Origin of the sequence: Aliinostoc sp. HNIBRCY26 (assembly GCF_050235535.1) — a bacterium.
In the GTDB taxonomy this organism is placed as follows: Bacteria; Cyanobacteriota; Cyanobacteriia; order Cyanobacteriales; family Nostocaceae; genus Trichormus.
Window position 1 is genome coordinate 4885176 of the sequence record NZ_CP189852.1, and the last position, 26300, is coordinate 4911475.

20 protein-coding genes, 1 tRNA gene, 2 pseudogenes and 1 CRISPR repeat array are annotated in these 26300 nt (G+C 40.8%); of the genes and pseudogenes, 10 read left to right on the top strand and 13 right to left on the bottom strand.

The genetic code is table 11. The annotated features are described in order from the left end of the window. Positions 1-131 precede the first annotated feature (131 nt). On the bottom strand, positions 132-311 hold the full coding sequence (locus tag ACQFX9_RS20715; protein ID WP_427158135.1) for a hypothetical protein: 180 nt from the start codon (positions 309-311) through the stop codon (positions 132-134). A gap of 352 nt (positions 312-663) precedes the next feature. Here ACQFX9_RS20715 and ACQFX9_RS20720 point away from each other — a divergent pair, with 352 nt between their 5' ends. The 5 genes from ACQFX9_RS20720 (at position 664) to metK (ending at position 10572) form a co-directional block, all read left to right on the top strand. After that, positions 664-2529, top strand: a complete 1866-nt coding sequence (locus ACQFX9_RS20720) for an ATP-binding protein (RefSeq protein WP_427158136.1) — start codon at positions 664-666, stop codon at positions 2527-2529. A 161-nt stretch (positions 2530-2690) separates the two neighbouring features. Continuing rightward, entirely contained in the window at positions 2691-3950 is a 1260-nt protein-coding gene (locus tag ACQFX9_RS20725) for a hybrid sensor histidine kinase/response regulator (RefSeq protein ID WP_427158138.1), read from the top strand. Positions 3951-4038: 88 nt separating this feature from the next. Next, positions 4039-5736 (top strand): putative bifunctional diguanylate cyclase/phosphodiesterase, encoded by a 1698-nt coding sequence (locus ACQFX9_RS20730; RefSeq protein WP_427158139.1) that lies wholly within the window; start codon positions 4039-4041, stop codon positions 5734-5736. A gap of 488 nt (positions 5737-6224) precedes the next feature. Beyond that, on the top strand, positions 6225-9290 hold the full coding sequence (locus tag ACQFX9_RS20735) for a cation-translocating P-type ATPase (protein WP_427158141.1): 3066 nt from the start codon (positions 6225-6227) through the stop codon (positions 9288-9290). A gap of 97 nt (positions 9291-9387) precedes the next feature. Next, on the top strand, positions 9388-10572 hold the full coding sequence (gene metK / locus ACQFX9_RS20740) for a methionine adenosyltransferase (RefSeq protein ID WP_427158142.1): 1185 nt from the start codon (positions 9388-9390) through the stop codon (positions 10570-10572). Between the two features lie 446 nt (positions 10573-11018). Beyond that, positions 11019-11737: direct repeats of the CRISPR family, unit length 37 nt; unit sequence GTTAAACACCAACCTTTCCCCGCAAGGGGACGGAAAC. A gap of 319 nt (positions 11738-12056) precedes the next feature. Here the strand turns inward: metK and ACQFX9_RS20745 are convergent. Next, entirely contained in the window at positions 12057-13112 is a 1056-nt protein-coding gene (locus tag ACQFX9_RS20745; RefSeq protein ID WP_427158144.1) for a hemerythrin domain-containing protein, read from the bottom strand. A 265-nt stretch (positions 13113-13377) separates the two neighbouring features. On the opposite strand from ACQFX9_RS20745, the gene ACQFX9_RS20750 reads away from it, so the two are divergent. Together ACQFX9_RS20750 and ACQFX9_RS20755 are read left to right on the top strand one after the other, a co-directional pair. Next, positions 13378-14124 (top strand): LmeA family phospholipid-binding protein, encoded by a 747-nt coding sequence (locus tag ACQFX9_RS20750; RefSeq protein ID WP_427158146.1) that lies wholly within the window; start codon positions 13378-13380, stop codon positions 14122-14124. Between the two features lie 11 nt (positions 14125-14135). After that, the gene (locus ACQFX9_RS20755) at positions 14136-14696 is read left to right on the top strand and encodes a DUF2231 domain-containing protein (RefSeq protein WP_427158148.1); all 561 of its coding nucleotides are present in this window, start codon (positions 14136-14138) and stop codon (positions 14694-14696) included. 174 nt (positions 14697-14870) lie between these two features. On the opposite strand, the gene ACQFX9_RS20760 is transcribed toward ACQFX9_RS20755, so the two are convergent. Beyond that, complete coding sequence (locus tag ACQFX9_RS20760) at positions 14871-15365, bottom strand: ureidoglycolate lyase (protein WP_427158150.1); 495 nt, start codon at positions 15363-15365, stop codon at positions 14871-14873. A gap of 541 nt (positions 15366-15906) precedes the next feature. On the opposite strand from ACQFX9_RS20760, the gene ACQFX9_RS20765 reads away from it, so the two are divergent. Continuing rightward, complete coding sequence (locus tag ACQFX9_RS20765) at positions 15907-16953, top strand: BMP family protein (protein WP_427158151.1); 1047 nt, start codon at positions 15907-15909, stop codon at positions 16951-16953. Positions 16954-17259: 306 nt separating this feature from the next. Here ACQFX9_RS20765 and ACQFX9_RS20770 read toward each other — a convergent pair whose 3' ends face one another. From ACQFX9_RS20770 to ACQFX9_RS20805, 8 genes and pseudogenes are all read right to left on the bottom strand, one after another. After that, positions 17260-17409: a PsaJ protein gene (locus ACQFX9_RS20770; RefSeq protein WP_427158153.1), complete on the bottom strand. Its 150-nt coding sequence runs from the start codon at positions 17407-17409 to the stop codon at positions 17260-17262. Positions 17410-17459: 50 nt separating this feature from the next. After that, positions 17460-17609: pseudogene (locus ACQFX9_RS20775) on the bottom strand (DUF4383 domain-containing protein); the annotation flags it as partial. An 825-nt stretch (positions 17610-18434) separates the two neighbouring features. Next, positions 18435-20321, bottom strand: coding sequence for an ATP-dependent zinc metalloprotease FtsH2 (gene ftsH2, locus ACQFX9_RS20780; protein ID WP_427158154.1), 1887 nt, complete (start codon positions 20319-20321; stop codon positions 18435-18437). A gap of 330 nt (positions 20322-20651) precedes the next feature. Continuing rightward, positions 20652-21146, bottom strand: a complete 495-nt coding sequence (locus ACQFX9_RS20785; protein WP_427158156.1) for a hypothetical protein — start codon at positions 21144-21146, stop codon at positions 20652-20654. A gap of 199 nt (positions 21147-21345) precedes the next feature. Next, positions 21346-22782: a glutamate--tRNA ligase gene (gene gltX, locus ACQFX9_RS20790; RefSeq protein ID WP_427158158.1), complete on the bottom strand. Its 1437-nt coding sequence runs from the start codon at positions 22780-22782 to the stop codon at positions 21346-21348. 139 nt (positions 22783-22921) lie between these two features. After that, positions 22922-22995, bottom strand: a tRNA-Asp gene (locus ACQFX9_RS20795). 182 nt (positions 22996-23177) lie between these two features. Continuing rightward, positions 23178-23474, bottom strand: a complete 297-nt coding sequence (locus ACQFX9_RS20800) for a hypothetical protein (protein WP_427158159.1) — start codon at positions 23472-23474, stop codon at positions 23178-23180. After that, positions 23461-23766, bottom strand: coding sequence for a BrnT family toxin (locus ACQFX9_RS20805; RefSeq protein ID WP_427158160.1), 306 nt, complete (start codon positions 23764-23766; stop codon positions 23461-23463). The genes ACQFX9_RS20800 and ACQFX9_RS20805 overlap by 14 nt, the downstream gene beginning before the upstream one ends. A gap of 148 nt (positions 23767-23914) precedes the next feature. Between ACQFX9_RS20805 and ACQFX9_RS20810 the strand changes: the two are divergent. Beyond that, a pseudogene (locus ACQFX9_RS20810) lies at positions 23915-24052 on the top strand (3' terminal RNA ribose 2'-O-methyltransferase Hen1); the annotation flags it as partial. A gap of 8 nt (positions 24053-24060) precedes the next feature. Here ACQFX9_RS20810 and ACQFX9_RS20815 read toward each other — a convergent pair. Both ACQFX9_RS20815 and ACQFX9_RS20820 read right to left on the bottom strand, forming a co-directional pair. Then, positions 24061-24384 carry a helix-turn-helix domain-containing protein gene (locus ACQFX9_RS20815; RefSeq protein WP_427158162.1) on the bottom strand — a complete coding sequence of 108 codons (324 nt, stop codon included), beginning with the start codon at positions 24382-24384 and terminating at the stop codon, positions 24061-24063. Next, positions 24353-24766, bottom strand: a complete 414-nt coding sequence (locus ACQFX9_RS20820; protein WP_427158163.1) for a type II toxin-antitoxin system RelE/ParE family toxin — start codon at positions 24764-24766, stop codon at positions 24353-24355. The genes ACQFX9_RS20815 and ACQFX9_RS20820 overlap by 32 nt, the downstream gene beginning before the upstream one ends. Before the next feature lie 131 nt (positions 24767-24897). Here ACQFX9_RS20820 and ACQFX9_RS20825 point away from each other — a divergent pair, with 131 nt between their 5' ends. Then, on the top strand, positions 24898-26286 hold the full coding sequence (locus tag ACQFX9_RS20825) for a 3' terminal RNA ribose 2'-O-methyltransferase Hen1 (protein ID WP_427158165.1): 1389 nt from the start codon (positions 24898-24900) through the stop codon (positions 26284-26286). Positions 26287-26300 lie beyond the last annotated feature (14 nt).

Genomic DNA, 26300 nt, shown 5'->3' on the forward strand with positions numbered 1-26300 from the left:
ACAAGAGTTGAAAAACACAATAGATAACTTGTAAAACCACTTCTAACAGATAGTTGTTATAGTATGTACATTAATCATTAGTCAGGTTCTGCAACTTCAGGCAAGATGAGAATAAATATCATATTCCCTGACTAAAATAGTGCTGTTAGCGTTAGCGCGGCGTTGAGCCGATGCTGAGTAACGTTAGCGATAGCGCGGTGTTGAGCCGGTGCTGAGTAAAAAGTCAGATTAATTGCACAGACTAAACGCTCCGCTACCGCTAACAGCAATGCTGAAGAATTAACTACAAACAACTGATTTTTGTTAACCAAAACACAAATATAAAATTTTAGTAAAAAATGTTACATATTTGATTTACATCTGAGAAAAAAGATAATATCCTAAGCTTAGGTATGACAAACAAGAGCTAGAAGAATCCAGCATATCTTCTCAGTATTTACGCTGACAAAACTGATTTTTCGTAATCAAGAACATCACTCAAGAATTTCAACTTAACTTGCTGGTGAATGTTTTGTGGCTAATACATTTAGTCAAAAAAATTGCGATCGCTAATAAAGGGAACTCTACATCAACATCTACAGCAGATTGTGTCTGAGTTTGTGGCAGCAACTGACAGTTTGGGAATACTTAATTACAAAAAAAATTTGGGAACACTCTAAAAATATGTTGGCTTTAATGAATGCAAGTGGTTTTATCCCCCACGGACATTGTTATCTCTGGAAAACTGGACTAGTTTGGTTACATCTGATTTCTGATGGTGCGATCGCACTAGCCTATTATTCCATTCCTGTATTACTGATTTACTTTATCTCTCAACGCAAAGATGTTCCCTTCAATGGAGTTTTCATCTTATTTGGGGCTTTTATTATTGCCTGTGGAACTGGGCATTTAATGGATATTTGGACGCTGTGGCATCCAAATTACTGGATTGCAGGGGGCATCAAAGCCTTTACCGCCATTATTTCCATATATACGGCATTTGCTCTAGTTGATCTCATGCCGCAAGCTTTAGCATTACCTAGCCCAGCGCAATTAGAAGCCATTAACCGCGAACTATCTCTAGAAATTATTGAGCGTAAACGAATTGAGCAAGAATTGCGTCAAGCGGAAGAAATAGCGAAGAACTCCAGCGAAGCCAAAAGTGAATTTCTGGCTAACATGAGTCATGAGTTACGCACACCCCTAAATGGTATTCTCGGCTATGCCCAAATCCTGCAACGGACGGAATCTTTAAGTGAAAGAGGCAGTAAAGGCACCAATGTTATTTACGAGTGTGGTTCTCATTTATTAACCCTGATTAATGATATCTTGGATCTTTCCAAAATCGAAGCCCGTAAGTTGGAATTAAATCCCATACATTTTTATTTGCCATCATTTTTAGATAGTGTCAGTGAAATTTGTCGCATTCGGGCGGAACAGAAAGTGATTGATTTTCACCTGTTACTTGATCCTGATTTACCAACAGGGATTTTTGCTGATGAAAAACGCTTACGACAAGTTTTGATTAACCTACTCAGTAATGCTATTAAATTCACCCATGAAGGTAGCGTCACCTTCAAAGTGACAACCGTTAAGCGAGGATTAGATGAACATGGCAAACTCGCATCTAAAATTCGTTTTGAAATTATAGACACTGGTACTGGTGTCACCCCTGAACAAGCTGAAAAAATCTTTCTCCCATTTGAGCAAGCAGGAAATCAAAAACGACAAACGGAAGGCACAGGTTTAGGTTTAGCCATCAGTCAAAAAATTATAGCGTTGATGGGAAGTCAAATTCGAGTCACAAGTGAACTTGGCAAAGGGAGTAATTTTTGGTTTGAGGCGAATTTTTCCGAATCTCAAGATTGGGCTAAAGCTTCTAGAGTTGTTGAGAAAGGAACTATTACAGGTTATCAAGGCGAAAAACGCACCATTTTGATAGCAGATGACAAATGGGAAAACCGTTCAGTCATCGTAAATTTACTAGAACCTGTAGGCTTTACAGTAATTGAGGCGAGTAATGGTCAACAAGGATGGGAAAAAGTCCAATTCTATAACCCAAATTTGATTATTACTGACTTAGTGATGCCTGTAATCAATGGGTTTGAGTTGATTAAAAATTTACGTGAATCTGAGCAATATAAACACATACCCATCATTACCTCATCAGCGAGTGTATTTAGCATTGACCAATATAAAAGTATTGACTTAGGTGCAGATGCCTTTTTACCCAAGCCGATAGAAGCAGAAACGCTACTGGAATTACTAGGAAAGTTTTTGCAAGTGGAATGGTTGTATGACAACACAACTAACAAAATTCAGAATAGCAATATAGATCCCACACAGGAAATGCAATTACCCTCCCAGGAGGTTTTACAGCAGTTATTAGAACTGTTGCGAGATGGCGACATTCAAAGCATTTTAGAATTGGCGCAAAAGCTGGGTAATTCTGATGAGAAATTCAGTGTTTTTACGCAACAAATTATGCAGTTAGCCAGCAACTTTCAACTCAAACGGTTAGAAACTTTTTTAAAACAACATATTAGTTAAGTTATGAAGTTTTTCTTTGTTTTATGACTTTGGATATATTTGCTTTTATTTTCTATGTGATTAAAAATAGTTTTAGTCACCACAAGAAAATATTATGCACATTACTTTGAAAGCATCTTTAAACCTACTTTTGATTTACGAATTGGAGCAAACTGGTCAAAATGTCACCTAAAGGATTTATATTACTTGTAGACGATAATCCTACGAATTTATCTGTTTTATCGGAAGCACTCAGTAGCGAGGGGTTAAATTTTCGGGTTGCGATTGATGGTGAAAGCGCGATCGCACAAGCTGAACGCAATCAACCAGAGTTAATTTTACTGGATGTACAAATGCCGGGAATTAACGGCTTTGAAACTTGTCGTCGGCTCAAGGCTAATCCTCTCACCACGAATATTCCCGTAATTTTTACCACAGCTTTAGCAGATACAGATAGTAAAACTAAGGGCTTCTTTCTGGGTGCAGTGGATTACATACCCAAACCATTCGCTCAAGAAGAAGTTCTGGCTAGAGTACGTGTACATTTACGACTCAAACAACTCACGGAATCTTTAGAGCAACAAGTGCGCGATCGCACTGCGGCTTTACAGCAAACCCAAGTGCAGCTAGTCCAACAAGAAAAGTTATCCGCCTTGGGAGAGTTAATTGCAGGGATAGCTCATGAAATGAACAATCCCATCAGCTTTATTACTAGCAATCTGCCACCCTTGGACGAGTATATTGCCGCAGTCTGCGAAATGCTCGAACTATATGCCCAAGAGTATCCTGAGCCTACACCCACGATTACTGATGCCATAGAAGCCTTAGATGTAGATTTCGTTTTGGAAGATATGCCCAAAATCTTGAATTCTCTCAAACTAGGGGCAGAACGCATTCAAAATCTTTCCAATTCACTCCGCACTTTTTGCCGTTCTGATAGTGACAACAAAGCACCTGGAAACCTACACCAAGGACTAGATAGTACGCTGATGATTTTACAACATCGGCTCAAAAATAATGGCGATCGCTCATCTATTGAAGTCATCAGAAACTATGGCAATTTACCAGAAGTTAACTGTTTTCTCGGTCAGATGAATCAAGTGTTTATGAACCTGATCGCCAATGCTATTGATGCTATTGACGAAGCTATCGCCGCAGGTAAAATCAGCAGTGTCGTACCGCAGATTACCATCACCACTACTACAGATGCTCATAATATGGCTGTGATTTCCATTGCAGATAACGGCTGTGGAATTCCTGCATCTGCCCAACAACGACTGTTTGAACCGTTATTTACTACCAAACCCGTAGGTAAAGGTACGGGGCTAGGCTTATCCATAGCACATCAAATTGTTGTGGAAAAACACAACGGCAAATTAGAAGTCAATTCCCAACCAGGTATGGGAACTGAGTTTAAAATTGCCATTCCTATCTCATCTTGAATTCTTTTTTTCCCTAGTAATAATACCTTTCTTTATCGGTATGTTCAGTAATTAAATGATTATTGGCTGACTTAAACTAGTAAATCCCATGAACTCGAAACTTTATTTATATTCCTTCCTCGCCCAATTTCGTTTACTTAAAAAAAGTTACACAGCAAAGATATTTTTAGTAGCCTTTTTAGGTACTCACGTCCCATTACTAACTTTAATTGTCAGTTTTGTCACTTCTAATTCTTATTCTTGGGAAATGGCGGTGCAAGTGCTGCTGACTGCACTGGTGGCTACATTAGTGGGAACAGTTGCTACCTTATATACACTGCGGTATCTGCTAGCTCCTGTGATTGCAACTTCTACCGCCTTGCAAGAATATTTACAAGGCCAAAAATTACCCAAACTGCCAACAAAATTCACCGATGAAGTGGGGACATTAATGGCAGATACCTCACAAACACTATATAAGTTAGATGAATTAATTCATCAAATTACTTACTATGACAATCTCACCGGATTACCGAATCGGGATTTATTTAGCGATCGCCTCTACAATTATGTATCCAAATCTCAAAATCAGCAGCAACTCGTAGCTGTTCTAGTGTTGGGGATTGATGATTTTGTCGATATTAGTCATGGGTTAGAACCTGAGACCTTAAATTTATTCTTAAGAGCAGTGGCGCAGCGTTTAACCAGTCATCAAGAGAAGACAGACATCATAGCTTTTTTAGGTCAAGATGAATTTGCGATCGCTCGCACGGATTTAATTTCCTTTGAGGGTATAGTTAAACTGTCTGAACTACTAGTGGCAATTGTCGGCAAACCCTTTAGCATCAATGGTCAACAAATTCACATCACTGCTAGTATCGGCATTACAATCAATAGCGTAGGCGATCGGGCTAACGTCGAACAACTACTACAACAGGCTCACATGGCACTCTACCAAGCAAAACAGCAAGGGCGAGGTCAACATAAATTCTATTCACCGCAATTTAATGCTCAGTTACAAGAGCGATTAGCCTTGGAAAATGACCTACGTGAAGCTCTAGAACGGGGTGAAATGATGGTTTATTATCAACCATTAGTTGATTTACGCACCAAGGAAATCACCGCATTAGAAGCCTTAGTCCGTTGGCAGCATCCCACACGGGGTTTAGTTTCTCCTGCCCAATTTATTCCCATTGCGGAAAATAATGGCTTGATTGTTCCTATTGGTGAATGGGTTTTGCGAACCGCCTGCGCCCAAAATCGTGCTTGGCAACTAGCAGGAATCCCACCAATTCGCGTCTCAGTCAATCTCTCTGCACGACAATTTGAAGAACCGAATTTAGTAGAGGTTGTCAGACAAACTTTAGCGGAAACCGGATTGTCAGCCACATATTTAGAATTGGAAGTAACAGAAAGCTTTTTGATGGGGAATGTTCAGCAGTCTATTAAAACCCTCAAACAACTGCGAGAACTAGGGGTATGGATAGCGTTGGATGACTTTGGCACTGGTTATTCTTCTCTCAATTATTTGAAGTCTTTCCCAGTCCATATGTTGAAAATTGATCGTTCATTCGTCCAGGATGTTACCGTTAATCCTGAAAGTGCCACCGTTACCAATGCCATTATTGCACTAGCTCAAAGCTTGCAACTGAAGATTACAGCCGAAGGTGTGGAAACTCAAGAGCAATTGAACTATTTACAAACACAAGGCTGTCAAGAAGCCCAGGGATATTACTTTGGTATACCGTCCCCGGCTGAAAAAATCACCGACATCCTCAAGGCTAACTGTCCGCAGATGGTTGCGTAGGGAATGGGGCATTGGGCATGGGGGATATTTTTACTTTTCAAATTGGTAACTATTGAGTGAAGAATATTTTTTCTGTCACTTTAGGCTGATGCTAATAGCAGTGATCAAAATTAGGCTAGAGATCAACTGATACAGTATATGTAGGGTGTGTTAGCGACAGCGTAACGCACCTACCACAAAGCCCTTTGGTGCGTTACGGCTTACGCCTAACACACCCTACGTATCTAAACTGTATTGACATATAAACAAATCTTAGATAGTGGCGTGGAAAGGCTCAAATATCACATTAAATCCCTCTTGTGGGATGGACTTCTCGCCCGTCCGTTGCGGTCAAGATAACTACAATACAAAAATGATATTTGCTGATATTCTTTCTTAATTCTTAACATCTTTCACAGATTAATTTCAAAGCGTTAATCATATAATTAATCAATTAAGTATATACTTAATAAAGGCAGTTACCAGAGTTTAGGGAGTCGTGAATTGCCGTGATTAAAGCTATACACACCAAAGTTAAAGGAAGAGCAAGATATAAAATCACAGAACTGCATAAATCACCAGAATTAAAGATATATTTAGAGCAGCAATTAGTCAAAAATCCTGCTATATTACAAGTTCATGCCAATATATTAACAAGTAATTTGTTGGTAATATTCCAACAAGATTATCATTATCAACAAATACAAGAATTAATTGAGAAAGCTATAAGAATCTTCATAGATACTCAACCAAAAATTGATTTTAAAAGCATCATTCCATCTCCACATAAAATTACTAAAGCAGATAGCAATATCCAAGCCCAAAAAGTAGAAAACTGGCATTTAATACCTACTAGTAAAGTTCTCCAGACCTTCAAGACATCCCCAGAATCAGGGCTATCTAGTGCCTCTGCTGCCGATAACTTGAGTAAATACGGTGCAAATGTCCTAGCAGAAACAGAACTGCGGTCTAATTTGAGCATCATTTTGCAACAGTTCCAGTCTTTACCTGTGGCTTTGTTGGGTGTGGCGGCGGGAGTTTCCATCTTTACGGGGGGATTGGTTGATGCTGTGGTGATTTTGGGTGTGGTGGGTTTAAATGCCATCATTGGTTATGTCACAGAAAGCCAGTCGGAAAGAATTATTAATTCCCTCAAACATCATCAACAAACATCGGCTTGGGTGGTGAGAGATGGTCAGCCCAAAGAAATACCCATTGAAGATGTAGTGGTGGGAGATATTTTAATTCTCAAACCAGGAAATTATGTAGCGGCTGATTCCCGATTGATTACAACCGATAGCTTAAGTATTGATGAATCGGCTTTGACTGGTGAGAGTATCCCTGTTAATAAAGATACGGAATATTTAATGGGTGAGGATGTACCGTTAGGCGATCGCATCAACATGGCCTACAAAGGTACTTATATCACCACTGGTCAAGGATTGGCGGCGGTGGTAGCGACCGGCAAATATACAGAAATGGGCAAGATTCAACAGTTAGTAGGAGAAGCCCAAGCCACGGAAACCCCCTTAGCTAGACAACTCGACGAAGTTGGCGGACAACTGGTGTTAATTAGTATGGGGATTTGCGGCCTCGTCTTTGGGATGGGTGTCTGGCGGGGCTATGGTTTAGTACAGATGCTCAAATCCTCCATTTCTCTGGCTGTGGCGGCTGTTCCCGAAGGTTTACCCACCATTGCTACCACCACCTTAGCTTTAGGTATCCTAGAGATGCGGAAGAATAAAGTTTTGGTGCGGAGTTTGGCGGCGGTTGAGGCTTTAGGTTCTGTGCAGACAATTTGCATGGATAAAACCGGCACAATCACTGAAAACAAAATGTCTGTGGTGGAAATTCACGCTAATTCCCGCCAAATCCAAGTTGTAGAAGGGGATTTTGTGGATGGTGCAGACGAAATTAACCCCTATGCTGACGATGAACTACTGAAGCTGATTCACGTATCGGTATTGTGTAACGAAAGTGAAGTCAGCAAATCCACAGATGGGGAGTATGCAGTCACAGGTTCAGCTACAGAAAACGCCCTAATTTACATGGCCATTGCGGCGGGAGTCGATGCGATCGCCCTCCGAGAAAAGTATCCTTTGCTACAGACAAATTTGCGTTCAGAAAACCGTAATCTGATGAGTACCATTCACCAGACTCATAATCAACACAAATTTGTAGCGGTTAAAGGTAGCCCTGTCGAAGTGGCACAGCTATGTCAATATCAAGTCAAAGATGGTCAACTTTTACCTATAGACGACGAAACAAGACAGAAAATCGAAATTGAAAACGATCGCATGGCTGGGAAAGCATTACGAGTCTTAGGTATAGCCTACAGCCATCTAGATGAATACCACAACGGCAACGGTAACGGTAACGGCAAAAATCATGAATCTAACCTGACTTGGTTGGGTTTAGTGGGAATGGCAGATCCCATCAGAAAAGGTGCAAAAGCCTTAATTGCAGACTTCCATCAAGCCGGAATCGACACCGTGATGATTACCGGTGATCAAAGTCCTACAGCCTATGCGATCGCTAAAGAATTAGAATTAAATCGTGACCCCCAATTAGAAATTCTCGACTCCACCAACATCAATAACCTCACCCCCGAAGCCTTAACCGCCCTCAGCGATAAAGTAGACGTATTTGCCAGAATTAGTCCCAGCAATAAACTGCAAATCGTCCAAGCTTTGCAAGGTGCAGGCAAAGTTGTAGCGATGACAGGGGACGGAATTAACGACGCACCAGCTTTAAAAGCCGCCCAAGTAGGTGTAGCAATGGGTAAAGGCGGTACAGATGTGGCGCGTGAAGTTGCAGATATCGTCTTAGAAGACGATAGACTCGAAACTATGATTATCGCCGTCAGTCGGGGAAGGACAATTTACAATAACATTCGCAAATCTGTACATTTCCTCCTTTCCACCAACCTCAGCGAAATCATGGTGATGACTACCGCCACCGCAGCAGGAATCGGTGAACCCCTAAACGCCATACAATTGCTATGGTTAAACCTAGTCACAGACATTTTCCCTGGATTATCCCTGGCTTTAGAAGCACCAGAACCGGAAGTATTAAACCAACCACCCCGCAACCCCGACGAACCCATCATTAAAAATTCCGACTTGGGAAGAATTGCATTTGAGTCAGTCATCATCTCTGCAAGTACCCTCGCCGCCTATGGTTACAGCCTCGCCAGATATGGCATATCACCCCAAGCTAGCACCATCGCCTTTATGAGTTTGACATCAGCCCAACTCCTACATACAATCAGTAGCCGTTCCGAAACCCACAGCATTTTCAGCAAAGAAAAATTACCCACCAATCCTTATTTAAATGTTGCCATTGCAGGTTCATTCGGCATTCAAATTTTAGCCATTGCCATTCCCCCACTGAGAAATCTGTTGAGAATCACCCCAATTAGCTTAGTGGATAGTACCGTCATCGGTGCTAGTGCTGTAGTGCCTTTATTAGTAAATGAAAGCACAAAAGGTGCTAAAGACTGGAGACTAATCAATTCAAAATTCAAAATTCAAAATTCAAAATTAAAGAATTTTGGGAATGGGGCATTGAAATAAAATCTACCTTGTCTACCTTGTCTCCTCTTTCCCAATCCCCAGTCCCCAGTCCCCAGTCCCCAGTCCCCAATCCCCAGTCCCCAAAATCAGGTGAATTATGAAAAAAGATTTCATGTTTACATCAGAATCAGTGACCGAGGGGCATCCTGATAAACTGTGTGATCAAATTAGCGATGCGATCGTAGATCGTTTTTTACAACAAGACCCCTATTCCAGAGTCATTACAGAATGCGCTGTGGCTACAGGAATTGTGTTTTTGGCGGCTAGATTTGAACCAAATGCGAATGTAGATTTTACTAATATAGCCAGACAAGTTATTGATCAAGTCGGTTATACCCACAAAGAATTTAATGGTAAAACCTGTAGTGTTTTGACAAGTTTAACCGAATTACCGCCTGATCAATATCACTTATTTGATGAGCAGAAATTATCAGATGAGGAAATAGAAAAAATTACTGTCACTAACCAAGCCACAGTGTTTGGTTTTGCTTGCAATCAAACACCAACCCTCATGCCTTTACCAATATGGTTAGCCCATAAACTAGCCAAAAAAATGACTGAAGTGAGAAATAAAAATATATTAGATTATCTCACTCCTGATGGTAAAACCCAAGTGGGAGTCGAATATAAAAATCGTCGTCCCTACAGAATTCATAGTATTACAGTCATTGCCAGTCAAAATAAACGTAGTAAACCTGATATGCAACAATTACAAGATGATATTCGAGAGAATGTTATCTTGCCGGTTTTTGAACATGAAGATATTAAACCCGATGAGAAAACCAGAATTTTTATTAACCCCGACGGTGCATTTATCACTGGTGGCCCGGCGGTACATTCTGGTTTAACAGGTAGAAAAAACGCTATCGATACCTATGGTGAGTATTCTAAACATAGCGGTTCTGCATTAAGTGGTAAAGACCCCATTAGAATTGATAGAGTGGGAGCTTATGCGGCGCGCTATGCTGCTAAAAATGTAGTGGCGGCGAATTTAGCTGATGAATGTGAAGTACAACTGAGTTATTCTATCGGGCTTTCTCGTCCTGTGAGTGTGCAAGTAGAAACTTTTGGTACTGGTAAGATATCTGATGATGAAATTACGACTTTATTAGAACAGTATTTTGATTTTCGTTTAGCAGGTATTCTTAAACAATTTAATTTAAGACATTTACCGTCTTTGATGAAAGGTGGATTTTATCGCAAGTTAGCAGCTTATGGTCATGTAGGTAGAGATGATCTAGATTTACCTTGGGAGAAGGTTGATAAGGTTCAGTTTTTTTAAGGGGTTGGGGGTTGGGGACTTATCAATTCAAAATTCAAAATTCAAAATTAAAGAATTGATTACCAAACACTCACTACTCATTACTCAGCACTCAGGATTATTTACTTTTGTAAAGTTCTCCGTGTGGTTTTTAGTCGGGTTTTACTGGCTGGAGTTGATGATTTCGATAGTGTTTAGCGGCTTGTAACGGAATGTAAAGTTAGCTGTAAGCTTGTCGCGCGGATTTATCAGAAGTAAGGGCGCGTAAAGTTGTGTGAATAAAAGAAAAGTTTATTTTTTCGCATTGACTGCTGGAGGTTTTTCGTTTAAATTATCTCTAAAGCTAATTTTTAACGAAAAAAGCTTTTGGGATTTTGTACTGATCCTGTAGGTCACACCTCTATCTCCGTACCTCGGCGCAACTGAACCTTGAAAACTAAATATATCAATAGTTTCCACATGGTAGGGTTAAACACCAACCTTTCCCCGCAAGGGGACGGAAACATTATGTTTGCTTGACCATTCCTGTAGAGTTCTTAAAGTTAAACACCAACCTTTCCCCGCAAGGGGACGGAAACCTGAGTGTTACCTGTAGCTGCGATTCGTTAAAGTTAGTTAAACACCAACCTTTCCCCGCAAGGGGACGGAAACCTTTGTTTTTTAATTGAGACTTGCTATAGATTCTAGAAAAATGGGGTTAAACACCAACCTTTCCCCGCAAGGGGACGGAAACCCGTTTTCTTGGGCGTATTCTTTGACTTGTTCAACCGTGTTAAACACCAACCTTTCCCCGCAAGGGGACGGAAACTTACCGTCGGCACTAATTTCAGCTACTAACTGCATTCGTTGTTAAACACCAACCTTTCCCCGCAAGGGGACGGAAACTTTAGAGTTGTGTTAGACATTGCGATCGCTCCTTATGGGTTAAACACCAACCTTTCCCCGCAAGGGGACGGAAACTGGGACTCCACTTAAAGCCACGAGACTTAAGGAATGTGGTTAAACACCAACCTTTCCCCGCAAGGGGACGGAAACAACATTAGGAGAGAAGACAAACAAAGCGATCGCACTGCTGTTAAACACCAACCTTTCCCCGCAAGGGGACGGAAACCGATACAAATACAAATAAAGAAGATAATATAGATTTAGGTTAAACACCAACCTTTCCCCGCAAGGGGACGGAAACAGACCGAGTTGGTCAACACATTCCTGAAGCACTCCAATTGGTTAAATACTACCTTTTCCCCACAAGGGGAACTACTCCACTCAATCGATTTTGATAGATTGCGGATGTTCAGATACCCGACTTTTTTAAAACCGTCGGGTATCTATGACACTGAATAATTTGTGTGGCGGAATACTACCGTGTACAGACAAGCCTGAAAATTCCGCCTTAAAACTGGTTTTGCCCGCCTAGCTTTTGGCTATAGGATATATCCAGAAAGCCTCTCACCATAATTCGTAATTAATTACGAATGAGTAATTAGGACACTAGCACGAATGTATTAAACACCTGCACCAGTAGCTTTACCGCCTAATCTTTCTTGAATTTTGGCTTTAGCAGCTTTAAATTGTGTCGCTAACTGCTCACTTTGGTCAGAACTGAGATTGCTACGGATAGCTGCAAACATGGTGTTTTCTTCTTGACGAACGTGATCCATCACGATGTCGGCTAACTGTCTGACTCTATCTTTGAATTCCGAGCTAGAGGGACTCAGAGCTTTGATTTGCTCTAACATTCGCTTCATTTCCGCTTGTTCGTCGTACAGTTCTTGAGTATCGCTTTCACCGTAGAAAGAACGGACTCTGGGATATACAACTTCTTCTTCAGCTTCAGCGTGAGCAGTTAAATCCTTGTAAATTTGCCCGAAATACTCTTGAATCTTTTGTGGATCTTTGCTTTGTTGGATTTCGGTGAACAGGATATTAACTTTGTTGTGGTCTAAACGTAAGACATCTTGGATATTCATATCCTGTTTGTCAGAACCTTGGGTGACAGCGCTACCCACAGCACCGGTTAAAGCCGCCATCGCATCTTGGACGCGTCCCCAAATACCTTGATCAACTTCTTGTCCGGTGAGTTCACGCACTCCTAGAACTTCTAAAACACCTTTGAGTTGTTCTTGGTGAGCGCGGTTTTCAAAGTTAACGGTGTTAAGAGGCCCAATTGCAGCCATGACATCTACACCAACTTTTTGCGCTGCTTTATGAACTAATAAACCACTCATCACTTGTTGGTGTTTCAACAATTCGTGTTGAAATACTTTTTCATAGAAGCTTAATTGAGAGCCTTGCATTAATTGGCGCAGTTTGTCTACCATTTCTCTAACTGTGTTGCGTGGCTCTTGTTGGATACCATACTGCACATTCACAGTTTCTAGAATTCCCAAATTTTTGCGATCGTCATCTAGCATAGTACGGAAGCGATCGCTGATTTCGTTATCAGTAGATTCTCTCAAAAATAATTGCTCATTATCTATGAGCAATTGTTGAATTAATTTCATGTCTGCCAATTTAGCAGCTATAGCATTACGTTTTGTATCATCTAAAGTTGATACCATTGCGAGTTCTCCTCAAAGGTTATTCGTATGATTACTAATCTCAAATTGACATATTTACATCTGGTATTCCTCTTTCTTTTGAACTATTAGCTTCATAACCCAAGGTAGAAATCAATGTTTGAATTTCTACAATGTCAAACTTCTACTAACAGACATATGGTTATTTATGATTTTGTCTGTCGGTAGATAGATAAAATCTGCATATTTATTAACTAAATTGTCTCAAGGATAGAACAAAGCCATTTAAAACGGAGCTTCATTGATAATGGTAGAGGGTTCTGGAATAGGAGAACAGGCTTTAAATAAAGCAGCAGAAATTGGTTTATCTAGCCAATTAGATGAAGTTGAAAATTTGGATGTAAATATTAAAACTGACCCCTTAAAGCTCATACAAGGCGAGGTAGAATCTGTCAATATTACAGGTGAAGGTTTAGTCATGCAAAAAGACCTACGGATGGAGGTCATGGAAATGCAAATTAAAAGCGTGGCTATTAATCCTTTAAGTGCAGCTTTTGGCAAAATTGAACTGACAAAACCCACAGCAGGTAAGGCGAGGGTAGTATTAACAGAAGTGGATATCAACCGCGCTTTTAACTCAGAATACGTCCGTGAGCAAATTCAAAGTCAGAAAATAAATATCAATAACAGCCTTCAGACTATTGAACCTCAAACGGTGGAATTTCGCCTCCCAGGGGAAGGGAAAGTGGCACTTAACGCCAGCATTTTATTAGTAGAAAATGGTGAAACTCATCAAGTTGCATTTACAGCCGTACCTCGTGTTAATGCTAATGGTACAACTGTCACTCTAGAAAATGTCACCTATGGAGAAGGTGAAGAAATTTCACCAGAATTAACTCAAGCGTTGATCGCACAAACTATTGAAATTTTGAACTTGAGTAACTTCGATTTAGAAGGAATGAGTTTGCGAGTTAAACAACTAGAAGTAGATACAGGTAAATTGACTTTGCAAGCAGAAGCAGAAGTAGAACAAATTCCCTTTGCAGAAAACTAGGATAAATAATTATGGAAACCAGAGAAACCACCTCTACTAATTCATCAGCTTCTACGCCATTTCCTAATATTCCCCCAGTCATTGAAAGTGACGATCGCGAATATCGTGATACAGGTGTACCCAGTACAGTTGCGATCGCGGGACACCCTTTACATCCTCTGAGTGTGATTTTTCCCATCGCTTTTTTAGCCCTAGCTTTAGGGACTGATTTCGGTTATTGGTTAACCCGTGATTTCTTTTGGGCGAGGGCTTCTTTTTGGTTAATTGGCCTGGGGTTAGCTAGCGGTGTCATCGCTGCAATTATTGGTTTAAGTGACTTTTTGCAAATTGAACGCGTCCGTAAACGTCAAGCAGGTTGGGTGCATTTAATTCTTAATGTTTCGCTTCTAACTTTAAGTGCAGTTAATTTCCTCCTACGACTAGGAGATATTGAAGCCAGAATCTTACCTTGGGGACTAATAATTTCTCTAATTGTTGGTACTCTGACAAGTATTTCCGGTTGGTTTGGTGCAGAACTTTCCTATCGCCACAAAATCGGCGTAGTTGGTGCGGGTAGTAGAAGATATCCGTAATGGGGAATGGGGAATGGGGAAGATTTCAAGTATTTTTCCTTACTTTTGAACCAACTTTTTATATAAGAATCGAATTTGATTTTTGCGAAGCTAGATACACTTTTATTTCTTCTTCCCTGTTCCCTCCCTACGCAAATAATTTCAGGAATCAAAGCGGATTCCTATAAATAGTCTCTAAATCATCTCAAACTCCAATTGATGACTTTGCAAAAAGTCATGAGTAAAATGATCTACCACATTGGTATCAGCCAATTCTAAATTGTAAAAATCTACAAAATCATGCTCAAAATATGGCCCAGCGTGCCAAGTTCCCGCATTTAACTTAATAAAACAATTACCAGGAATGCGAAAAGCGGCAATTTCTGCCAACACTGGCTCACCTAAATCATTATAGGGAGGACAAACAGCCATGAGCCAATCTTTCCCTTCTAGAGAACCTAAACATTGAGTACACTGCACATGACGAGTGATTTTATGAAACTTTCGTCCGCGCTTTTGTAGGTTCATAATATAAAAACGCGGTGTGCCATTTTGTAAATTTAATTGAGCATCTTCATTATCAAAAGTTTTACCATCCCGACTAGGAAAAATGACTTGCCCATAACGTTGAAAATTCTCTGGAGTAATCCATTGTGCTTGTAATTTTTCTACTGTTTTTGTTTTATTCATATCACTCTATGATTACCATTGTAATTCTCTAGAAATCATTGACTTAGGAATGAGAGAAGCTTGTTTATCTTGATTACTAGGTTTTGTGTACCACCAAGCCTAAGCAATGAACACTGCTTGTAAGGGAAGTCTAATAAGGGACTTTCAATTACAAAAATATACTACCACTTTGATGGCAAGGGGGCAGGGGGAAACAGTTGTTTTGAAGAAGAAACTGATACCAATTCTCTATAAAGGTGCATCAAATAAATGATGTAGAGATGTTGCATGCAACGTCTCTACAGTACAGAATAAAGTGCATCTATGGCTACGCCAGGCAAGCTACATCAAGAAACGGTATTAGGATACTTTTATTCCTTCTTCCCCGTTTCCTTACTACGCAAATCTTTTCACGAATTAAATTAGATTTCTCTAGTTTGACTTACTCATATCAACCCGTCCTCACTCAGCAGTGGGAAAATAAAGATATATCTTCCCAAAAAACACCTACGACTTTAGAGTAGTTGAGTAACAAAATGATAATTAATCTTCTGTTAGTCATATGACGCTTAATTTTAGTCGCCGTCAATTTGTCTGGTATAGTTCTGCTACCGTGGCTACCAGCCTACTGCTAAAAGCTTGTAGCCAATCAACAACCCCAGTTGCGAAGATTGGCGACGGAGGATTTAAAATAGCGATCGCACTCCCTGGAGTCATCACTGATCAAGCCTGGAATCAGTCTGGTTACGAAGGGGTAAATCTAGCTAAACAAAAGTTAGGCGCAGAAATCGCCTATGTAGAACAAGTCGCCCAAGCTGATCAAACGGAAGCTTTATCAGACTTTGCCCGTAAGGGTTATAATTTGGTATTCGCCCACGGTGGACAATTTGACGCTGCTATTGAACAAATCGCCGCACAATTTCCTAATACTTTTTTTGTGGGTGTGAATGGTAATCTCAAAGGTGAAAATATTGCATCGTTGCGAATAGATCATCTGCAAGGTAGTTATCTCTGCGGTATTATTGGCGCAGCGATGACCAAATCAAATCAATTAGCCTACATCGCCGGACAAGAATTTCCCGCCACCCAAGAAGAATTAAGAGGTTTTGAATTAGGGGCGAAATCAGTCAAACCTAATATTAAAATTACTTCTACATTTACAGGTGATTGGAATGATGTGGCGAAAGCCAAGGAAGCGACACTAGCTTTAATTTCTGCTGGTGCTGATGTGATTTATCAGTGGTTAGATAGTGCTTCCCCCGCAGTTTTGCAAGCAGCGAGTGATAAGGGTGTTTATGCTTTTGGAAATACCAAAGACCAGTTAGATATTGCGCCAAAAGCTGTGTTAACTAGTGCAGTGAAAAGGTTAGATGTTGCTATAGCTTATTTAGCAGAGGTAGCACGAAAAAAGCAAATTAAAGGGCAGATTTATACAGTCGGATTGGAAAGACCAGATATATTAGATTTGGGTAAATTTGGCGTAGCTGTACCGGAAAAAGTTAAGCAAGATGCTATTAAAGTGAAGCAAGAAATTATTGCTAAGAAAGTTTATTTTGAAGGTTGTCAGGAAGCAGGTAAAGATACCCGTTGTGTGAAGCAAAAAGCCTAGTTTTGATGTGTTAATTGTGGCATCGCACCAGAACCAGATTTTTGTGTGCTTTCGGAAAATATCATCAAGAAGTTGCAGGAAAATTGAACTAGAGGAATATCAGATTTGACTATAAATGCAACTAATATTCCAAATGCGATCGCCACTCTGAAATGACATTAGTAAGCTTCAGTAAATGAGGTCATACCAATTAGAAACAAGAGTTTTTTCTAAATCATGCTTGCTACAATAATTAAGTCAGCATAATGCTGACTAGTAAAAGTAGTGAATTCCCACATATGATCCTATGGCAGATGTATCAATAGCTTATGGCATAGGATGGAAGAGAAGATCAGGGAAAAAGTAATTAAAAATAACCCAGGTCGAAAAGGCAATAGATATCGCTAGCACTGCGAGAACCGGTATTAAGGAAAGATATCGTAGGAAATATGACTGTTCTTTGTTTGGTGTTTGCATAATATCCTCCAAATGTCATGAATATTTCCACAAATTTCTGTTGTCCAAAATTAAAGATTTTGTGATACATTAGCACCCATTACTTTAGAAGGTATGACAAGTCCATAGTAAACAGCAGCGATCGCAGATAAAGCATTGATCCAAACATTATTACCAAAGAGTGGCATTAAGCCAAAAAATGTCTTAGTGAAAGGCAACACAGTAACGCTCTACCATTCTTGCAGTTTCAATATTTTCCATATTCTTCTCCTAATATGATGCAATTGTTGGTAAAGATTAACTGCTAACTTAAAGCGCATAACAGTTAATATATTTAAACCAAAATACTGCTCTGTTTGGTTCGATTAATTGGAAGATATAACACTTTTTATTCAAAAGGATAATTTTAAATATTCACTCTATCAAAAGGTATGGTTCAAATTTGAAATTGAGGTGGTAATATACCTTATATAATTAGTTTTTTTGTTTTTTTGTATACTCATTAACATCTGTAAATTAATTCAAAATTCAAAATGAATAGAAGTTGCGATTATTAGCCCGTATTTTATCCAAGTTTTAATAGATTTCCAATGATTATTATTCTTATAATTCGTATATTCACGTCTAATGTGAATTAAAATCGGGTAATTCCATAGACATTTGTAGGGGTGGGTTAATCAAATATCATGAACAATGAACGATAATCTCAGTGAACCCGCCCCTATTGAGTCTCTTTAGTCACAAGGATAGGCTATTTTTTGGATCTAGAAGGTTTTCCTAATTCACATCAGGTGTTATTCCATTCTCTGGAAGTCCCTTAAGGCAGAAATTTTTAGAAATCAGTCGCAGTTTTCCGAAATGGCATAGGACTTGGTGGTAGTAACTATATAGAGTGCTGAATTATAAATAACTTCTATAAATAACCGAGGGAATATAGCCCTACCAAAGCCCAGTCATAATAACTGGGCTTTTTGGTGAAGCAGAGATACAAAGAAGGTTGGAAGCCTCAAGCCTCCAACCTTATACGTTCTAGTTTTCTTCAGTGATTACAGTTGTGGAACGTATTGAGATTTTTCTGGTACGTCTGCGTACTCAGCAACAATTTGCCGGAATTCGTCACCGTCGATGGTTTCTTTTTCAATCAGCAAATCGACTAAGCGGTCTGTCACAGTGCGATGTTCCCGCATAATCTTCCTAGCGTTTTCATAGCACTCTTCGACAATTTCTCGCACTTGAGAGTCGATTCTAGCTGCAATTGATTCAGAATAATCGGATCTGGTCATCCAGTCACGACCCAGGAATACTTCCCCTTGTTGGCTTTCCAAGGACAGGGGGCCTAAATCAGACATCCCGAAACGTGTCACCATTTGACGCGCCATTCCAGTCACTTGTTGTAAGTCGCCGCCTGCACCGGTGGTGACTTCCGCCGCACCGAAAATGACATCTTCTGCTGCACGACCACCCAAAGCACCAGTAATTCTAGCTTTGAGTTGAGAACGGGAAATTAAACCTTGTTCCTCGTTGGGTGTAAACCAAGTTAAACCTTGTGCTTGTCCCCGTGGAATAAGGGTAACTTTCTGCACTGGGTCATGGTCTTTTAATAAAGTTCCGACTAAGGCGTGTCCGATTTCGTGGTAAGCAATTAAGCGTTTACTCTTGCTGTCTACTAATGGTGTCCCTTCCATACCGGCGACAACTCTATCTACAGCGTCGTCAATTTCGGTAAGGGTAATGCCTTCTTTGCGTCTTCTAGCGGTGAGAATTGCAGCTTCATTGAGGAGGTTAGCTAAATCCGCACCGGTAAATCCTGGTGTGCGGCGAGCGATCGCTTCTAATGATACGCTGGTGTCAAGTTTCTTGTTGCGCGCGTGGACTTGCAGAATTTCCAAGCGGCCTTTGATATCTGGTGCATCAACGGTAACTTGTCTGTCAAAACGACCAGGACGTAACAGGGCTGCATCTAGTACGTCAGGACGGTTGGTAGCAGCAATAATAATGATGCCTGTGTTACCTTCAAAACCATCCATTTCGGTGAGTAACTGGTTGAGGGTTTGTTCTCTTTCATCGTTACCGCCACCGATACCTGCACCCCGTTGTCTACCTACTGCGTCAATTTCATCGATGAAGATGATACAGGGAGCGTTATCTTTAGCTTTTTTGAACAAGTCACGGACACGGGAAGCACCCACACCCACAAACATTTCTACGAATTCCGAACCGGAGATACTAAAGAATGGTACACCAGCTTCCCCTGCGATCGCTTTGGCTAGTAAAGTTTTACCTGTTCCTGGAGGCCCGACTAGTAAAACACCTTTAGGAATGCGCGCGCCAACAGCTGTAAATCTTTCTGGCTGCTTTAAGAAAGTCACAACTTCTTGCAGTTCTTCTTTAGCTTCTTCAATCCCGGCTACGTCGTCAAATTTTACACCTGTTTTCGCTTCCATTTGGAAACGTGCTTTGGATTTACCAAAGTTCATGGCTTGACCAGGGCCACCAGGGATATTGTTGGAACGACGGAACAAAAAGAACAATCCCGTAATCAATAAGATTGGGAAAATCAGATTGCCTAAAAGTCCCCAGATAGCACCATCATTGCGGACTGGATGAGCATCAAAACTAACTTGTTTTTCTTTGAGTTTACTAATTAACTCTGGTGCGTTAATTGGTAAATCTACACGCCAGCGTTGAGTACGATTTTCAATATCTTGGTCAACAGCTTCGATAATTGCTGTTCTACCGCCTTCATAAAGATCCACACTGTTAACACGACCAGCATCTAGATATTCCAGAAAGCGGCCGTAGGTCATGCGCGTATTAGCAGCATTTCTCGTCATGTCAGCAGGATTGCCTGCAAATGCCCCTTGCCAAAAGAAAAAGCCAATTACCAAAGCAGGCAATGTCCAGAGTACGAGGACTCTCCAAGAGAATTTCATTTTAATTTGCCTCTAGATGCCAATTTACAATTAGTTATTTCTAGCAACTAAAATCGCCAGATAGTTGTGAAACGGATGTTTATAACTCCATTTTGTTTAATTTGATGTCAAATCAGGCAATACCACAAAGCTAGACCTGCTTATGTGAAATCTGAGATCCTGACAAGAATCTTAATTAAATTTAACCTAATTCTAATACAACATGGCGATCAAGGGGAGGGATTGGGGATTGGGGACTGGGGATTGGGCATTGGGGATTGGGGATTGGGGACTGGGGATTGGTATGAATATTAATCTGTTCCCTGTTCCCTGTTCCCTAATAACTATTGACTACTTCACCTCTGTAATTTTTAATGTGTAGGGAAAATATTTACCTTCATCGTAAGAACCAATCCAGACTTGATAATCTCCTGGTAGCCATTCACCTACTATGCCGGGATTTTTGCCGTCTAAGTCGTCATTGCACCAAGTCCCGCCAGTGCCTTTGACGATGATGGTAGTGTCTTGGGGTGAATCTATTTGCAGCTTCAGGTAGTTAAATTTACTGGTTAATTTAATTGTGTGGTCTGGTGTCTCATCTACAAAACCGTTACATGGCCCCGTAGATGTGTCTATCCTCCCGGCAATTTTGTTTCCTGCGATCGAGCCGCCACTCATACCCCCGACTGTGAGAGGGTCGGGTGAAAATTTTTGACTGATAGTAATATCTCCAAAAATCGGGGGTGCGTCTTGGGCTGTGCTGGCGGCAGGAAGTGCCGATATAACGCCAAGAGTAACTATCATTAAAGATAATCGAGTTCCTTGAAATAGCGTTGTTTTCGACATAGTGATCATATAAGTATATCAGTGTTTTTGAAGACACTAATTTTACCAATTAAGTTCCAGAAATGAGAGAAATTAACTATGTAGTCAATAGTCATTAGTCATTAGTCATTAGTCATTAGTCATTAGTCATTAGTCATTAGTTTTTCTTCCTTGTCTCCCTTGTCTCCTGCCCCCTGCCCCCTGCCCCCTGCCCCATTCCCTACCCTATCGCCTGATTTAGACGCGGTTTATCTAAGCCAATTTGATTGAGGAGTAACCAAGATTGGATGAGGTCTGGCCCGTGTACGTCTCCTGTTAGGGCTGCACGCAGCGATCGCATGACTAAGCCTTTTTTGACGTTTTGGGCTTTGACTACTTGTTTGATGATGTCTTGGGCAAATGCTTCTGTGAGTTGGGGTTGAGTTTCTAAGGCGGCGATGATAGCTTGTAGCACTTCACTAGAGCCTGGTTGTTGTAATTGTTGGCTACCCTCTGCGCTCAATTCTATCGTCTCACCAAAAAACATTTTGCTCATCTCGACAGCATCTGTTAACCGCGTCAAGCTAGCACCGATTAAACCTACTAACTTCTCCAACCAAGCCCTGTCTCGTCCGCCATTAAATTGATATCCGGCAGTTTCCCAATAAGGAATAATTAAATCTGTGAGATTGTCTGTGGGCATATTGTGGATATATTGACTGTTCAACCAGTCGAGTTTCGCCCAGTCAAATTTTGCGCCAGCTTTATTAACACGCTCAAAAGTAAATTCTTTGGCGGCTGCTTCTAAGGTAAATATCTCTTGGGTCGAGTCTGGTGGCGACCATCCTAACAAGGTCATGTAGTTAACTAAACCTTCAGGAGTAAAGCCCATCTGCTTAAAGTCAGAGATGGAGGTCACGCCATCCCGCTTGGAGAGTTTACGCCCTTCCATATTTAAAATTAAGGGCGAATGAGCAAATTCGGGAATTTCTGCGCCAAGAGCTTCATAAAGCAGAATTTGCTTGGCTGTATTGGCGATGTGGTCTTCTCCGCGAATCACATGAGTGATTTGCATATCAATGTCATCTACCACCACTACAAAGTTGTAGAGGGGTTGACCGATGCCTTCTTCGGAAGCACGGGCAATGACCATATCACCACCTAAATCACTACCGCGCCAAGACATTTTGCCTCTCACAAGGTCGTTCCAGACGATTTCTCGGTCATCGTCAATTTTAAAGCGGATGACGAAACTCCGCCCTTGGGCTTGAAATTCCGCTTCTTGTTCTGGGGTAAGGTTACGGTGGCGGTTGTCGTAGCGGGGGGCTTCGTTTTTGGCTTTTTGAGCTTCTCTTAAGGCTTCGAGTTCTTCAGAGGTGGTGTAGCAGCGATAGGCTAAACCTTTGTCTAGGAGTTTTTGTACGGCTTGTTTGTACAAGTCTAGACGGTCGGATTGAAAGAATGGCCCTTCATCCCAGTTCAACCCTAACCAGCGCAATCCTGACAGAATATTTTCTGTATATTCGGGGCGCGATCGCTCTAAATCTGTATCTTCAATGCGTAAAATAAACGTTCCGCCGTGGTGACGGGCAAACAACCAGTTAAATACGGCTGTTCTAGCTGTACCGATGTGTAAATTCCCAGTTGGACTAGGAGCAATTCTGACTCTGACAGTCACAGTAGTTCTCTCTTTCGCAAAGCAATGATCACTATAACAAGTGCTGAGTATTGAGTCATGTGTTCTAAGTTAGGAATTTATGTATATACTTAGAACTGAACTTACTCAGCACTTGTTTCTCATTAATCTTGGTTTAGAACGGGACTGACGGGGCTCGAACCCGCAACTTCCGCCGTGACAGGGCGGTGCTCTAACCAATTGAACTACAGTCCCTTGATTCGCAACTTCCCTATTATGACTTAGTTCCCCTGGGTTGTCAACCTAGTTTAGTAGAAATTTTGGAAAATTTTTTTGAGGACTAGCGATCGCCCTGATCTGGCATGATTTTGGGTATGGCGATCGCGTTTTGTAAGAAAATCAGGAAGGCGATGCCTACGGCGGGCTGCGCCAACGCACTAACAATTGGTTTGAGAACGAATTTCTTGTAAAATATCAGAAATTTCTGCTTCAGATTCAATATGTCGTGCCAGCACTTGAGCAGTAGCCTCTAGCACACGGTTAGAAAATAACTTAGCTAAATCTTGGCGTAAACCTTGCCCAATATAAAACTTAAGTAATGCCTCACAGGACATATCTCGACTGTCTGCTATTTTTTTCAGAGATTCTAAAGTATCTTTGGGTATTTCTAAGGTTAATGTTTCGTTTAGCCGTGGGTGCAGTTGTAAGATAAATTCCTCTTCAGGATTGTTCATAAAGTTTTCTCTCTGTACGAGTTGCCGGACGAGCAGAAATGATGCGAGTTCGTAATCCACGTTCTACATAGACTACAAGCAACAAACGTTGTTCAAGGGAATACCCAATGATAAAAGCGCGTTGTTCGCTGCTAGAAGCATTGATAGAGTTTGCATCGCCAGTTTGGTAAAAAGGATCGAAAAAAACCTCGGTGGCTTCTTCAAAGGTAACACCATGTTTTTCAATATTGCTCCGCGCTTTGTTGCTATCCCACTCAAATTCAACACCTTGTAGGCGATAAACAATATCCATACATATATTTTATTGTCATAGGCGCGATGCCTACGGCGGGCTGCGCCAACACACTTCCTATGTATGATAGCCTGTTGCTTAAAACAATTGACCGTATGTGAAAATCCCTTTTGGTACTGCGATTGCACTTTGATTCTCATATAGCGATCGCTGTACGGCGGCGTTGTTATTAGATGTTGATCCGGTAAAATTGGTGCGGGGGAGGAGTGCAAGTTTAGAACAGTATGTGAATGATCGCCCTTATGTGGCATCATCTTTTATGAGTGTGGCGATCGCACCTGTTTTCAAATATTTTCAAATTGTAATTACCCGTGTTTGTGCTTGCGATTCAGACTTAGTTTTCACTACAATTTCTACATCCCGACCTAAAGCATTTAAGAAGCGGAATAGTCTTTCTGTAGAAAAACCTGATAACTTACCGTTGATGAGTGCAGATACTTTTGGCTGGTCGATTCCTAATAATTCTGCGGCTTCAACTTGCGTCATCTTTTGCTGTTTAATGATGCTGCTAATCTTACGAGCAAGTTCTGCTTTTATCAGTAATTCATCAGAATTTGCTAGACCTAAATCAGCAAAAACATTACCACTACTTGCTTGCACTTGAATTTCCTGAGTCATTTTTTTCGTCCTTTTGCTGCTGTTTGTAGTTCTCTGCGTAATGCTCTTTTGCTCGCTTCAGTCTTGTTTCTATTAAGTCAATATCTTGCTTGGGTGTAGCAATTCCCTGTTTTGATTTCTTTTGAAAGGCGTGTAAGACATAAATCACACCAGCAAATTTGACAGTATAAACGGCTCGGTAAGTATCTGTATCAAAGTTTTCCACAACTTCCAATACTCCAGCACCTTTAAATCCTTTGAGTGGTTTTGTATAAGGATGCTTGTCACCACATTGTGCCAGATACAAAGCATAACCGACCACTTGTTGAACTGCTTCTGGAAACTCCTTCAAATCTTCCAGAGAACTTCCCACCCACTCAACTGGCTTTAGGAATAAACTCATGCTTCAAATATGCTAAATATAGCATACTATCGTCAGTAGACAGCACGCAATAATTAAGAGTGACGAAATTTCCGTAATCGCTTACGCTAAAGCGGTATTTATTAACTATTCGCATATTTCTATATCAGTGAATGCTGCTGACTATTACCACAACTTACTCCCCAGCAACGGAGTTAGGCTACTTACTCCATAAACACCCAGAGCGTTGTCAGTCCTTTGCGTTGAGTTTTGGACAGGCGCACGTATTTTACCCCGAAGCCAATAGCGATCGCTGTACAGCAGCGTTGTTATTAGATGTTGACCCGGTAAAATTGGTACGGGGGAGGAGTGCAAGTTTAGAACAGTATGTGAACGATCGCCCTTATGTGGCATCATCTTTTATGAGTGTAGCGATCGCACAAGTATTCAGCACGGCTTTGGGTGGACGCAGCAAAGATAGACCAGAATTAGCCCAAACTCCCATACCTTTATTAGTCAAAATATCCGTATTACCCTGTCGTGGTGGTGAAGGTTTCCTGCGGGACTTGTTTGAGCCTTTGGGTTACACTGTCAAAGCTACAGGTCATCCTTTAGATGAAAAATTCCCAGAGTGGGGAGAGAGTAAATATTTTACTGTGGAATTGCAAAACACTCTCACAGTCAGCGATTTGTTAAGTCATCTCTATGTTTTAATTCCTGTACTCGATGATGATAAACACTATTGGGTGGGGGAAGAAGAAATCGAGAAATTACTGCGTCATGGTGAGGGTTGGTTGTCACAGCATCCAGCTAAGGAACAAATCACTAGACGTTATTTAAAACGTCAGCATCGTTTGACGCGTCAAGCTTTAGCACAGTTGGTAGAGGAAGATAATCCCGATCCTGATAGTACAGAAGAAACTCACGCTGAGGAAGAAGCGGCGGTAGAAAAGCCGATTAGTTTAAATCAGCAGCGTATGAATGCGGTTGTTACTGCTTTGAAGGAAAATAATTCTCGGCGTGTAATTGACTTAGGTTGCGGTCAAGGAAATTTATTAAAACTGCTCATTAAAGATAGTTTTTTTGAGCAAGTTACAGGTGTGGATGTTTCCTATAGGTCGTTAGAAATTGCTCAAGAAAGATTAGATAGATTAAGACTTCCCCGTAATCAATGGGAAAGATTACAACTTATTCAGAGTGCGTTGACTTATCAAGATAAACGCTTTTCCGGTTATGATGCTGCTACTGTTATTGAAGTCATTGAGCATTTAGATTTACCGCGTTTGGGTTCATTTGAGCGAGTTTTGTTTGAGTTTGCTAAACCCAAGACGGTGATAGTAACAACGCCGAATATTGAATATAATGTGAAATTTGAAAATCTGCCGGCGGGGAAATTGCGACATAAAGACCACCGCTTTGAATGGACGCGATCGCAGTTTCAAGATTGGGCTAATAAGATAGTAGAAAAGTTTGGTTATACTGTGCAGTTTCAAGCGATAGGTGAGGAAGATACAGAAGTCGGTTCACCTACACAAATGGCAGTTTTTATTGACAATAGTTAATCTATTTATGAGGA

What these genes read in the sequence shown, in the direction of transcription:
- ACQFX9_RS20805 (WP_427158160.1), bottom strand. Translation starts at nt 23,766, where the DNA reads ATGGATATTGTTTATCGCCTACAAGGTGTTGAATTTGAGTGGGATAGC.
- ACQFX9_RS20765 (WP_427158151.1), top strand. Translation starts at nt 15,907, where the DNA reads ATGACGCTTAATTTTAGTCGCCGTCAATTTGTCTGGTATAGTTCTGCT.
- ACQFX9_RS20755 (WP_427158148.1), top strand. Translation starts at nt 14,136, where the DNA reads ATGGAAACCAGAGAAACCACCTCTACTAATTCATCAGCTTCTACGCCA.
- ftsH2 (WP_427158154.1), bottom strand. Translation starts at nt 20,321, where the DNA reads ATGAAATTCTCTTGGAGAGTCCTCGTACTCTGGACATTGCCTGCTTTG.
- ACQFX9_RS20730 (WP_427158139.1), top strand. Translation starts at nt 4,039, where the DNA reads ATGAACTCGAAACTTTATTTATATTCCTTCCTCGCCCAATTTCGTTTA.
- ACQFX9_RS20770 (WP_427158153.1), bottom strand. Translation starts at nt 17,409, where the DNA reads ATGCAAACACCAAACAAAGAACAGTCATATTTCCTACGATATCTTTCC.
- ACQFX9_RS20825 (WP_427158165.1), top strand. Translation starts at nt 24,898, where the DNA reads ATGCTGCTGACTATTACCACAACTTACTCCCCAGCAACGGAGTTAGGC.
- ACQFX9_RS20760 (WP_427158150.1), bottom strand. Translation starts at nt 15,365, where the DNA reads ATGAATAAAACAAAAACAGTAGAAAAATTACAAGCACAATGGATTACT.
- ACQFX9_RS20820 (WP_427158163.1), bottom strand. Translation starts at nt 24,766, where the DNA reads ATGAGTTTATTCCTAAAGCCAGTTGAGTGGGTGGGAAGTTCTCTGGAA.
- ACQFX9_RS20720 (WP_427158136.1), top strand. Translation starts at nt 664, where the DNA reads ATGTTGGCTTTAATGAATGCAAGTGGTTTTATCCCCCACGGACATTGT.
- metK (WP_427158142.1), top strand. Translation starts at nt 9,388, where the DNA reads ATGAAAAAAGATTTCATGTTTACATCAGAATCAGTGACCGAGGGGCAT.
- ACQFX9_RS20785 (WP_427158156.1), bottom strand. Translation starts at nt 21,146, where the DNA reads ATGTCGAAAACAACGCTATTTCAAGGAACTCGATTATCTTTAATGATA.
- ACQFX9_RS20815 (WP_427158162.1), bottom strand. Translation starts at nt 24,384, where the DNA reads ATGACTCAGGAAATTCAAGTGCAAGCAAGTAGTGGTAATGTTTTTGCT.
- ACQFX9_RS20725 (WP_427158138.1), top strand. Translation starts at nt 2,691, where the DNA reads ATGTCACCTAAAGGATTTATATTACTTGTAGACGATAATCCTACGAAT.
- ACQFX9_RS20750 (WP_427158146.1), top strand. Translation starts at nt 13,378, where the DNA reads ATGGTAGAGGGTTCTGGAATAGGAGAACAGGCTTTAAATAAAGCAGCA.
- ACQFX9_RS20800 (WP_427158159.1), bottom strand. Translation starts at nt 23,474, where the DNA reads ATGAACAATCCTGAAGAGGAATTTATCTTACAACTGCACCCACGGCTA.
- ACQFX9_RS20745 (WP_427158144.1), bottom strand. Translation starts at nt 13,112, where the DNA reads ATGGTATCAACTTTAGATGATACAAAACGTAATGCTATAGCTGCTAAA.